19 protein-coding genes are annotated in these 9,886 nt (G+C 66.1%); all 19 read left to right on the top strand.

Going from position 1 to position 9,886, the window contains the following annotated elements:
• A partial coding sequence (locus tag P2P98_RS08595) for a hypothetical protein (protein WP_275799158.1) occupies positions 1 to 260 on the top strand: 260 nt, incomplete at its 5' end.
• Complete coding sequence (locus tag P2P98_RS08590) at positions 257 to 454, top strand: hypothetical protein (RefSeq protein ID WP_275799155.1); 198 nt, start codon at positions 257 to 259, stop codon at positions 452 to 454. The genes P2P98_RS08595 and P2P98_RS08590, both read left to right, overlap by 4 nt.
• Positions 454 to 1,416, top strand: coding sequence for a YqaJ viral recombinase family protein (locus tag P2P98_RS08585; protein WP_275799153.1), 963 nt, complete (start codon positions 454 to 456; stop codon positions 1,414 to 1,416). The genes P2P98_RS08590 and P2P98_RS08585 overlap by 1 nt, the downstream gene beginning before the upstream one ends.
• 1 nt (position 1,417) lies before the next feature.
• Complete coding sequence (locus P2P98_RS08580) at positions 1,418 to 1,675, top strand: hypothetical protein (RefSeq protein ID WP_275799151.1); 258 nt, start codon at positions 1,418 to 1,420, stop codon at positions 1,673 to 1,675.
• Complete coding sequence (locus tag P2P98_RS08575) at positions 1,672 to 2,493, top strand: hypothetical protein (RefSeq protein WP_275799148.1); 822 nt, start codon at positions 1,672 to 1,674, stop codon at positions 2,491 to 2,493. Before P2P98_RS08580 ends, P2P98_RS08575 begins: the two co-directional genes overlap by 4 nt.
• Positions 2,490 to 2,930: a hypothetical protein gene (locus P2P98_RS08570; protein ID WP_275799147.1), complete on the top strand. Its 441-nt coding sequence runs from the start codon at positions 2,490 to 2,492 to the stop codon at positions 2,928 to 2,930. The genes P2P98_RS08575 and P2P98_RS08570 overlap by 4 nt, the downstream gene beginning before the upstream one ends.
• Positions 2,927 to 3,370, top strand: coding sequence for a hypothetical protein (locus P2P98_RS08565; RefSeq protein ID WP_275799144.1), 444 nt, complete (start codon positions 2,927 to 2,929; stop codon positions 3,368 to 3,370). The genes P2P98_RS08570 and P2P98_RS08565 overlap by 4 nt, the downstream gene beginning before the upstream one ends.
• Positions 3,367 to 3,765, top strand: a complete 399-nt coding sequence (locus P2P98_RS08560; protein WP_275799141.1) for a hypothetical protein — start codon at positions 3,367 to 3,369, stop codon at positions 3,763 to 3,765. The genes P2P98_RS08565 and P2P98_RS08560 overlap by 4 nt, the downstream gene beginning before the upstream one ends.
• On the top strand, positions 3,762 to 4,496 hold the full coding sequence (locus P2P98_RS08555; protein ID WP_275799139.1) for a hypothetical protein: 735 nt from the start codon (positions 3,762 to 3,764) through the stop codon (positions 4,494 to 4,496). The genes P2P98_RS08560 and P2P98_RS08555 overlap by 4 nt, the downstream gene beginning before the upstream one ends.
• A gap of 477 nt (positions 4,497 to 4,973) precedes the next feature.
• On the top strand, positions 4,974 to 5,483 hold the full coding sequence (locus P2P98_RS08550; protein ID WP_275799136.1) for a hypothetical protein: 510 nt from the start codon (positions 4,974 to 4,976) through the stop codon (positions 5,481 to 5,483).
• Entirely contained in the window at positions 5,458 to 5,709 is a 252-nt protein-coding gene (locus tag P2P98_RS08545) for a hypothetical protein (RefSeq protein WP_275799133.1), read from the top strand. Before P2P98_RS08550 ends, P2P98_RS08545 begins: the two co-directional genes overlap by 26 nt.
• Positions 5,706 to 5,978, top strand: a complete 273-nt coding sequence (locus P2P98_RS08540) for a hypothetical protein (protein WP_275799131.1) — start codon at positions 5,706 to 5,708, stop codon at positions 5,976 to 5,978. The genes P2P98_RS08545 and P2P98_RS08540 overlap by 4 nt, the downstream gene beginning before the upstream one ends.
• On the top strand, positions 5,975 to 6,244 hold the full coding sequence (locus P2P98_RS08535; RefSeq protein ID WP_275799128.1) for a hypothetical protein: 270 nt from the start codon (positions 5,975 to 5,977) through the stop codon (positions 6,242 to 6,244). The genes P2P98_RS08540 and P2P98_RS08535 overlap by 4 nt, the downstream gene beginning before the upstream one ends.
• On the top strand, positions 6,241 to 6,672 hold the full coding sequence (locus tag P2P98_RS08530) for a single-stranded DNA-binding protein (RefSeq protein ID WP_275799126.1): 432 nt from the start codon (positions 6,241 to 6,243) through the stop codon (positions 6,670 to 6,672). The genes P2P98_RS08535 and P2P98_RS08530 overlap by 4 nt, the downstream gene beginning before the upstream one ends.
• A 42-nt stretch (positions 6,673 to 6,714) precedes the next feature.
• On the top strand, positions 6,715 to 6,978 hold the full coding sequence (locus P2P98_RS08525; protein ID WP_275799123.1) for a hypothetical protein: 264 nt from the start codon (positions 6,715 to 6,717) through the stop codon (positions 6,976 to 6,978).
• A complete protein-coding gene (locus P2P98_RS08520; protein WP_275799119.1) occupies positions 6,975 to 7,295 on the top strand; it encodes a hypothetical protein in 321 nt (106 codons plus the stop codon). Before P2P98_RS08525 ends, P2P98_RS08520 begins: the two co-directional genes overlap by 4 nt.
• A 16-nt stretch (positions 7,296 to 7,311) precedes the next feature.
• The gene (locus P2P98_RS08515) at positions 7,312 to 7,812 is read left to right on the top strand and encodes an SAM-dependent methyltransferase (RefSeq protein WP_275799116.1); all 501 of its coding nucleotides are present in this window, start codon (positions 7,312 to 7,314) and stop codon (positions 7,810 to 7,812) included.
• Positions 7,813 to 8,138: 326 nt separating this feature from the next.
• Positions 8,139 to 8,729 (top strand): hypothetical protein, encoded by a 591-nt coding sequence (locus tag P2P98_RS08510; protein ID WP_275799113.1) that lies wholly within the window; start codon positions 8,139 to 8,141, stop codon positions 8,727 to 8,729.
• A gap of 488 nt (positions 8,730 to 9,217) precedes the next feature.
• Positions 9,218 to 9,562 carry a hypothetical protein gene (locus tag P2P98_RS08505; protein WP_275799109.1) on the top strand — a complete coding sequence of 115 codons (345 nt, stop codon included), beginning with the start codon at positions 9,218 to 9,220 and terminating at the stop codon, positions 9,560 to 9,562.
• The last annotated feature ends 324 nt before the right edge of the window (positions 9,563 to 9,886 follow it).

Here is a 9,886-nt window from a genome sequence, read left to right as displayed (position 1 = left end):
CCGCGACGACCGGGCGCTACGCGAACGCCGCGACGACCGGGTACTCCGCGCAGGTCCGCGCCTCGGTCGCCGACATGGGCTCCATCGCCGCCGTTCTCGGTCAGGGAGCAGCGCGTGGGGCCGTGGGGTGCTGGCTGGTCCTGACCGAACGTGACCGCGACTGGAACGTCCTCGGTGTGCAGGCCGTGCAGGTCGACGGGGAAACGGTGGAGGCGGGCGTGTTCTACACCCTTCGCGGCGGGCGGGTCGTGAAGGCATGAGGGCGAACAGCAAGCCGAAGCCGTGGGTGGTGGGTGACGCGCTCGTCGTGAACGGCACCCGTTGGCGCATCGAGCAGATCGACCCGCAGGCGCAGCCCCAGGTGGTGATGCGTGCCCTGTCGACGACCAACCACGGCATGCAGTGGAACACCGACATCAACACCCTGAAGAAGATCCCCAGAGAGGCCGCGTGATGACTACCAGCATCGAAGCTCCCCGCATCGTCGTGGAGGCCGACGCCCCCCGTGAGGTGTGGCTGGCTGAGCGTGGTGAGGGTGTCACCGCGTCGGAGGCGTGGCGTATCGCCCGTGGCGGGTTGAAGGCCCGGAAGACGATCGTGACCGAGAAGATGAACGGTTCCAGTTTCCGGGGGAACAAGTTCACCCGCGCCGGCTCGGAGCGTGAGGCCGCGATCCTAGACGAAGCCGCTGACCGTCTGGACGTCGTCTTGGCGAACAGTGCGCTGTGGGCGGCGGGGTCGAATGACCTGCACCGCGCCACCCCGGACGGTATCGGCTGGGCGGATCAGCACCTCGTCGTCATCGAGGTGAAGTCTCACGCGTACGGGTGGGAGTCCGACACCATCCCGATCGAGCATCAAGCGCAGTTGCAGTGGCAGATGCATGTCATGGGTGCCGCGTACGCCCTGTACGGGTTCGAGGTCCGCGACGAGGACGACCAACCCCCGGTCGACGGTGCCACATGGATCCGTGTGGAGCGGGATGAGGAGTTCATCGAGTACCTCGTGCACGCGGCGGACCGGTTCATCGCGTGGCGTGAAGACGGGTGCCCCGACGTGGACGACCTCCCCGACAACGTCACGGACGCGCTCTGGGACTGGGCGCGCGTGAAGGTCGAGTACGACAGGATCGCCGCGCTCGAGAAGTCCGCGAACGCCGCGCTCAAGAAGGCCGTCGCGGCGCACATGCCCCACGCCGACCGATTCGGCGCCACCGGTGTCGGTTCCCTCGGCGGGTTCCAGCAGACAGTCACCGAGATCGTCTCCATCGACGAAACCGCATGGGCCGCAGCCGACCCCGACGGGCACGCCCGTGTCGAGCAGCTCCGCACGGATCTCGCATTCGCTGAGGCCGCCGCGAAACGCGCTTACCCGAAGATCACGCGCCGCACCGCACTGCGCTACCAGGAGGCATGACATGGCCCGCAAGGAAGACAACCCCAGGTGTGAGCGGCCGTCGCTCGACGTCATCGTCACGAACCAGCCGGGAGAGTACGACAGGTCACGGTCGCATGCATCGGCCTGGGTCTGCTCGGACGTGGCGTGCGTCATAGACGCCATGGCATGGGTGACGCGCTACACCAAAGAGCCCGCGTGGTGGCGCGTCGGAATCAACGGCGAATGGCACAACGAACTGCCGACCGCAGAACTCATCGCGAACGGAGGTGCAGCGTGACCGAGGTAGCTGAGGTCACGACCATCGGTGAGGTGGAGCGCAGAGTCCACGGGTCGGGCATGTGGGACGGCACCGGACCGGTGGAGTTCTCCGACAACGGCCTGGTGTGGTCTGAGGCGTGGTCCCCGGTAGTCGAGCAGAACCACCTTCCCGACGCACCCGTCCAGTCGGTCGTGATCCACGGGCACCCCGAGTTCGCTCGGGTGACGGTGTACCGCAAGGGCGTCCGCATCCCCACCACCGTGACGATCCGGTGGGATGAGCAGAGACCCCGTGAGAATGAGGAGTGGGCGGCGAAGTGGGATGCCGCCCCGACCCGTCACTTTGGGCGCACGGCCCGCATGGTCGCGTTCCGTCAGACGTTCCGCGACATCCTTGGCGACGTGTCCATCGAGGACGAGGAACGCACCACCCGACCCACCCCCGAAACGCAGGCACCGGTCGAGGACTGGGCGGCACTCATCGAAGCCGCCGAAGACCTTGAGAACCTCGACGCGATCGACAAGGCCGCACGCGCGGTCAAGGCGTTCACCCCCGACAAGGCGGGCACCGACCTGCACCGTCAATTGCGCGCCAAGCGCAAGGCACTGACCGAGGCCGCGTGGGAACCGAAGGGTGCTGGCTCGTTGGGGTCAGGACATAGCCCGAGTGTCGAGACCGTCAACGAACGGGAGGACTCCGTGGGCAGCGTGGAGGATACGAGCACTCACCTCATCCACGAGCCGGCACCCCGACCCGCAACGCTGGATCACCTCCCGGGTAACCGTGCTACCCGCCGCGCCCAGAAGCGGAAGACCGGGAAGCGGGGCCGTCGATGAACATTCACCCCGACACGGGAGAGGTAACCGAGACCACACCCTCCGTCGAACTCGTCCCCTTGAACCTCGCTGGTCTAGACGAGGACGAGCTGATCCACCTGTTCCCCACCCCGGTGCAATGCGCCGGTGCGCTCCTGCAGGCACGTCAGGCGATCGCACGGGCACCGGAGATCATCGCGGGCCGCTCGAAGGCAGTGAAGGACGCGAAACGTGTCCTGGCCGCCGCCCGCGGGTACGCCCGCCTCCGAGCCGACGGCCGCGACATGGAAACCCGCCGCCTCGTCGCCGAATCCGACGCTGAAGTCATCGAAGCGTGGGAACACCTCGACGTGTGCGAGCTCGCTCTCGAGTACGCCCGCGAACGCCGCAAGTCCCTCTCCGAAGACATTGACATCCTCCGCAGCCTCAACGCGAACTTCCGGGGGGAGCACTCATGATCAGCGAACTCGAGCTGCGCGACGGTGAACAGTGCGCCGGGTGTGGGCACCGGAACATCTCTCACGCTTACGCCCAGACGCCGACCGGCTCAGGAATCGGGATGGGGGAGTGCGGGAAGGATCCGTGCGGGTGCCGAGCGTTCCAGCTTCCCGACCGGACCCCGGCGTCCGAGTGGCTGCCGGGTGACGTCGTCGTCGGCTGTGGGTGGACGATCCGCTCTGTAGCCCACCGGATCTCAACGAACCCGCGCCTCCGCGTCGTCATCGTCGAGTGGGAGGAAGGTCGCGAGGAGAACTGGGCACCGTCCATGTTCCCCGCGACCGAGGCGCACCCGATCGAGCGTGCCGGTAAGCCCGCGTCGATACCTGCGCCGCGCATCCCAGAGGATGCACCGATCACGGGAGGGCTGCTCGACCTGCTCGGGCTGATGGCCTCATGATCGCCCCGAAGGTTCCGAAGTTGACCCGCGAGGAGGAGCGTGCCGCGTACGAAGCGGTAACGACCCGTGACGCTGGGAGGTGTGTGCGGTGTGGGTTGTCGGGTCCGGTGGAGCGGGATCACCGTCAGAACCGTGACGCGTGGAACACAACCCCCGCGAACCTGCAACTGCTGGGTGGCCCGTTCGGGTGCGGGTGCCACCTGTGGAAAACGGAACACCCGGAGGACGCGTTCCGTGAGGGGTTCGGTGTGCCGAGGTGGGCACGCCCGGAGTTGTGGCCTGCGTGGCGTTTCGGTGTCGGGTGGGTGCTGTACTTCGACACCCCGGTGGGTGGGGAGTGGTGGCGGGAGATCACCGAGGCCACCGCGGACATGCTTCGTGGGGGTGCCGAATGAGCGCGCCACTGCTGCTTGACCTGTACTGCTGCCAGGGTGGCGCATCCCGCGGCTACGCGGACGCCGGATGGTCGCCGGTCGGGATCGACATCGACCCGCAGCCGCGATACCCGTTCCCGTTCCACCAGGGCGACGCGATCGAAGCCATGGCAACCCTGCTCAGGGGGGACTCCCTCCCGTTCGTCGACCCCGACGGGCAGGTGCAGCACCTGTGGCTGAGCGATATCACCGCAGCCCACGCATCACCGCCGTGCCAGTCGTTCCTCAACCTGGGCGCCGTGAACCGGGCGCTCGGCCGAGCGTACGAGTATCCGAACCTCATCGGGCCTACTCGGGAGCTGTTGGTCGAGTCGCACCTCCCGTTCGTCATCGAGAACGTCGAGGATGCCAAGGCGCACCTCATCGACCCGGTACGTATCTGCGGGACCGGTCTCAATCGACCGATCCGCAGGCACCGTCTGTTCGAGTCCAACTTCGGAATGACCGGCATCCCGTGTGCGCACGGTCGATTCGTTGAGCCGAAGTACTGGACGGGGTGGCGCCCGAACGGTGAGAAGCGTCTGTCGACGGTCGTGCAGGTCTACGGCAACGCGGGTGGACAGCACGAGTGGCCCGAGGCGATGGGCATCGACTGGATGGACCGTCACGGTTTCGTCGAGGCCATCCCACCGGCGTACACCGACCACGTCGGCCGGCAGATGCTAGCGCACGTTCAGGCGGTGACCGCATGAGTGTCATGCCTGAGTACGCGATGACCTACGTAGTGTGGTGGGCCGAAGAGCGAGTGCTGAAGGTAGGCCGCACCTCCCAGTGGTATCGGATCGAGGCGTTCAAGCAGTCCGGGGCGCAGGTGTTGATCCTCGCGCGCGGAACGGACGCGACGTGGGAGCGGGAGGCGCTGCGTGTCCTCGCCAAGTGGTTCCCGAAGGCGTTCGTCGACCACCTTGACGCCTGGCACCTTCTGCCGGCGGGGAGCGGGTGGACGGAGTGTTTCAGCGTGGCCGAGCATCACCTGCAGCTGGCGGTGGATCTGTGTTTCGAGGGGTTCGCGGAAGGTAACGAGCAGGGTGTCAACGAAGAGCGTTCAACGGAAGATCAGTGGGGACGATCTCGAGTTCCCCGGGTACATGAGAGCGCCGCACGAGGCGAAGCCGACAGCGATCGGGTTGTGGACGAAGGCGACGGACGCGGAGGGTCGGTGCCCGCTGGTGCCGGAGTTGATCGCGGCGGCGATCTACCCGGGGGAGGCGGCGACGGAGCAGATCATCCTGCACGTGCTGATGCTCGAGGAGTCCGGGTTTCTTGTGCGGTACGAGCACGACGGGGAACCGGTTCTCGCCCTCACCCGACCGCTGAAGGCGGACCTGCGTTCGGCTGGTTCGGATATACCTCCACCGCCTTCGCGCGAAGTTCCGCGAAGTTCCGTGGCTATGGGGGGAGCGCGGGAGCGGGCGGAAGCGCGGGTGCGTGCCGAGCAGGACGAGGTGCAGCGGGAGTGGGCGGAAAGGCGGGAGCGGGTGGGCAAGCCCGAGCGTCCGCGCATGTTGGACGCGCCGCCGATCGGGTGCCCGGACCACCCGGACGGGACGTTCGACGACTGCGGGCCCTGCGGTACAGCCCGAAGACAGCACGACAAGTTCGTGCAGGAGACGCGGCACATCATGCGCATGACGAAGTGGGAGGCGAGAGCCGATGGACCTGATGACGAACCGTGGTGATGCGTGTACCCCGTTGGCGGAGCGGTGGACGGTCGCTGATGAGGCGTTCGCGGCGTTCCTGAAGGCGGTGTCACGGAAGGGGTACCGGCGGGCTGTGGCGTTGCGTGAGGCCCGCCCGGGCCCGTGGGATGCCCGCCTATTGGCGGAGAAGACGTACGACGCGGAGACGGAGCAGAAGCGCCGGTTCATCCGTGGACAAGACCTGAGAGAGGCGAGGACAGCATGACTGATGAGACGCAAGACAAGACCGTGGTCGAGGCGGGGAGACTCACCAGTGACCACATCGGAGTGACCGTGAGTGTCACGTGGGCCGAAGGCAATGTCACGAGCACAGTAACCGATCAGCTTCAGAAGTTCGTGAACGAGGGGAGCTTCGTGACCTTGTTCTTCAAGCGCACCCAGTGGCGTCCGTTCGTGATCATGGGCGAGGCCGCCGACAAGGGGCTGCGAGTTCATTTCGAGACCGCCGTGAACGTCGAGGAGGTGCCGGCATGACCGAACGAATCGACCACGTGAAGGTCGCCCAAAGGAATCTCGACTTCGTCGGGAAAGAAGCGATGGAGTCGCCGGAGGCTCTTGTGACAGTCACCGCGGCGCTGGTGCACGCGACTCTCGCTCTCGTGGAGCAGCAGCGCATAGCCAACCTCATCGCGCTCGCTCAGCCAATCAGGTTGCCGAGCGGCGGCGAGGTCACCCACATGCTGCATGACCCGGTCAGCGGAGCTATCCGCGAGGACGTGGCAGAGGGGCTGGGGCTGTGAGCACTCCGATCGCTATCCGAGGGAACATCACCGCGCCCGTCGAGGTCCGGTACACGCAGGGCGGTAAGGCCGTCGGCAACGTCACCGTGGCTGTGAACCGGGGGAAGGATGACAACAAGCAGACCGACTTTCACCGGGTGACGCTGTGGGAGGGGTTGGCGGAGAACGCTGCGCAGCTCGCGAAGGGCACGTCGGTTCTGGTGATCGGTCGTCTCGAGTCTCGGGAGTACGAGACGCGGGAGGGGCAGAAGCGGACGGCGTGGGAGATCACGGCGGATGCGTTCGGGCCGGACCTGCGGTTCCAGACGGCTGAGGTGACGCGAACCGGGTCGACCCGTCAGCCCCAGTCCGCTGAGTGGGATTCCCGTACACCGGGTAACTCCGAAGCGTGGTCGACGGGAGGTGGGGGCGATGAGCAACCGTTCTGACGCCATGAACACCAACCACATGAACCGTAGCGAGGAAGACCAATGAGTGCGAAGAAGAAGCTCAAGAAGCTCCGAGTGGCATACGAGGGGCTTGCGCACGAGTACGCCGAGTACCGACATGATCGCCAGGAGCAGATGACTCGTATCCGAGCCGCGCTCGACGCCGCTTACACGGGCGCGCGGACGGGCAACCTGATGACGCCGCCGTGGGTTGCGCAGTCGATCGACGAAGCACGCACCGCGGGCGGGTGGACGTTGCCGCCCCGATCGAGCGATCAGGACGACGCGGAGGGGAGTGCGACGTGAGCAAGCGACCTTCGCGCGCCAAGATGTGCAACTGGCTGTCGAGCCGCCTCTACAACCTCGCCGACATCTCGCCTTTCAATCCGGCCGACACGCACCAGCTCGTGCTGAACGCGCGAGACGCCGACAGTCGCTTGGCCGCGCTCGCGAGCATCGCGGGTGATCTGGGCTGGCACGCCGATGCCGACCTCGATCAGGCGTGGGATGACATCCAGGCGTACGACGCTCGGCCTCCGCGTCCGATGGCTGACCCGGACCGCCCGTCGATGCGAGTCACGCCGAGCACCTATTCGAGTGAACGGGTGTCTGGTGATGTCTGACCGGGAGGTGGGAACTATGGAGACAACACCCCGAGTTGAGCAGGTGGTTCTGGACCCTGCCTCGGGCAGCCGGATGATGTACTTCGACAAGGCCGACGAGCGCGTGGTCTTCGGGGACATTCGCACCGAGCAGCACATCCTCTGCGACGGACGCGCGTTGAATATCGCGCCAGACATCGAGATGGACTTCCGCGACCTGCCCTTCGCCGACGGCACATTCCAGGTGGTCGTGTTCGACCCGCCGCACCTCGTGCGAGTCGGGGAGAACGCGTGGATGGGGAAGAAGTACGGGCGCCTGGATCCGCTGAACTGGCGCACCGACCTGTCGGCGGGTTTCGCGGAATGCTTCCGCGTCCTCGCCGACACGGGCGTGCTCATCTTCAAGTGGAACGAGACTCAGATACCGGTGTCCCAGATCCTCGCGCTGACGCCGCATCGCCCCTTGGTCGGGCACAAGACGGGCAAGTCGGCGAAGACCCACTGGATGACATTCCTGAAGACAGGAGCGGCGGCATGACGCATGACCGGAAATGCATGCGTGGGTGCGTCACATTCGATGTGGGGGATGACGGGAAGCGTTCCCCAAAGCACTACGCGGGCGCGGAATGCCCGAACTACTACAGACCGGATAGTTGCCGCGGGTGTGTGCCTCGCGAGGCTGCGGAGGGGGCGCTTGTGTGCGTCGGCTGCATCGGCCGGGCGCGGCGATTGCTGGGAGACGCACCCGATCTGCTGGGTCGTCTGCGTTCTTTGGGGGATCCGTCGAAGTCGGGGTGGAACTGGGATCGGGGTGAGGTGATCCGCACCTCAAACCCGCATCCGCCGGCTCCGATCGGGGATGACTTGATCGACGCGATCCATGCGGTGGAGGCGGCAGTCAGGTTCTTCGGGTCGGACATCACGGACGTGTCGAATGATGCGGACGCGATGGCGTGGCTCGGCCCCCTCGTGCTGGACCGGCATGTCCCGGATGCGGATGGTGTCCGTGAGGGGTGGTCTGTTCGTGACGCTGTGGACCGGTGGGGTGTGGAACGGAGAGACTCTCACCGGTTCGTGTTCCCGGGTCGGTTGCCGAACGCGCCGGAGGGGTCGTACGCGAGATTCGACGAGGACGAGGTGATCGGGTCGGTGACGGAGTTCTACGACCCGACGTTCACCGCCGCCGAGGCCGCGAAGCTCAGGGGCGTGAATGAGCGCACCGCCCGCAAGTGGCTCGACCGTGAGCTGGTCGGACCGGTCATGCGGATGCGGGAGGGCAAGACCACCGTGCGCAAGGCGTACGCGTCGTGGTGGTTCTCGGTGAACCCGTGCCCCATCGTTCACGACGGGGAATGGTGCACCCGAGTGGATGGACATGAGGGGCCGTGCGGACTCCGACCCGGAACCAGACCGACACCAACCAATCACATGAACGGGAACGGGGGGGACCGGTGAGCGCGAAGAAGAAGCTGAGAAAGCTACGGCTGGCGTACGAGGGCGTCGTGCGCGAGTACGCCGAGTATCGAGGCGATCGTCAGGAGCAGATGTCACGCATTCGAGCCGCACTCGACGACGCTCACAGGAGTGCGCGCTCGGGCAATCTGATGACGCCGCCGTGGGTGGTTCAGGCGATCGATGACGCGCGCTCTGCGGGCGGATGGACCCTGCCGCCCCGATCGAATGTGCGGGAGCCCGTGCAGTTCGCGCGTCCTGTTGGGTGCTGCGGGGCATGCCCTCCCATCCGCGGCGGAGGGTACGACTGCACATGTGCGGACAACCCGAGGTGTCCGGGACCGAACCACGGCGACGGGAGCGTGTGATGAGCGAGACGTGCGCCGAGTGCATTCATCCCCGCATGGATCACGAGCACTACGGGTGCGAGCTATGCGACTGCGACCGCCCCTACGGACGCCGACCCAACCACGCGGATGGGAGTGCAGATCGTGGCTGAATGCCTGAACTGCGGCGAGACTCCCGAGTCGCTCAAGCGCCAGGACATCAAGATGTGCGCCATTGAGGGCGGGTACGAGTACCGCGAGATCGAGCACGAGTTCGCGCACCACCGGTGGGCCGATTGGCGTGATCGAGAGTTGGACCTGATGGGTATCAAGCCCGAGGCGTACGAGAAGCACCGTCGGACGCCTGCGCTGCACATGCAGTGGGTGGGATGCGAGGACACCAAGCGCGGACACGTTCTCGCGACGAAGGAGAGCGACTGGGCGGACTTCGGGTGTCGGATCGGCCAATGCATCGCCTGCGGCCAGGTGACCGGATCCAGTGGTTCGTAGCAACCCGGCGTGTCGTGATGATGTCGATACATGGGTGGGGCCGTCGTAACTGATAGGCTTACGCCTAGTACCAGAACCGTAGGAAGCCCCGGATCGCCTTGAAGGTGTGAGGGGCTTTCTTCGTTGCTGGGTGTTTTCCTGCCTGGTGCCCTAGGTGGGGATCTCGTCTCATTCGCCGCACGCTGTCATCTGACGCACGAGCGGCGCACCCCCAGGCTCATTCAGCAAGCGCCCTGTCTTGGTTGTCCCTTGACCGCCTCTGCTGCCGCCCGGCCCGAGCGCACCACCTTCTGCATGTGGAGCTGTGCCCGTGCGTGTGAGACG

This window comes from Microbacterium sp. Kw_RZR3 (assembly GCF_029222405.1).
Taxonomy (GTDB): domain Bacteria; phylum Actinomycetota; class Actinomycetes; order Actinomycetales; family Microbacteriaceae; genus Microbacterium.
This window is presented reverse-complemented; position numbering and strand designations above follow the sequence as displayed.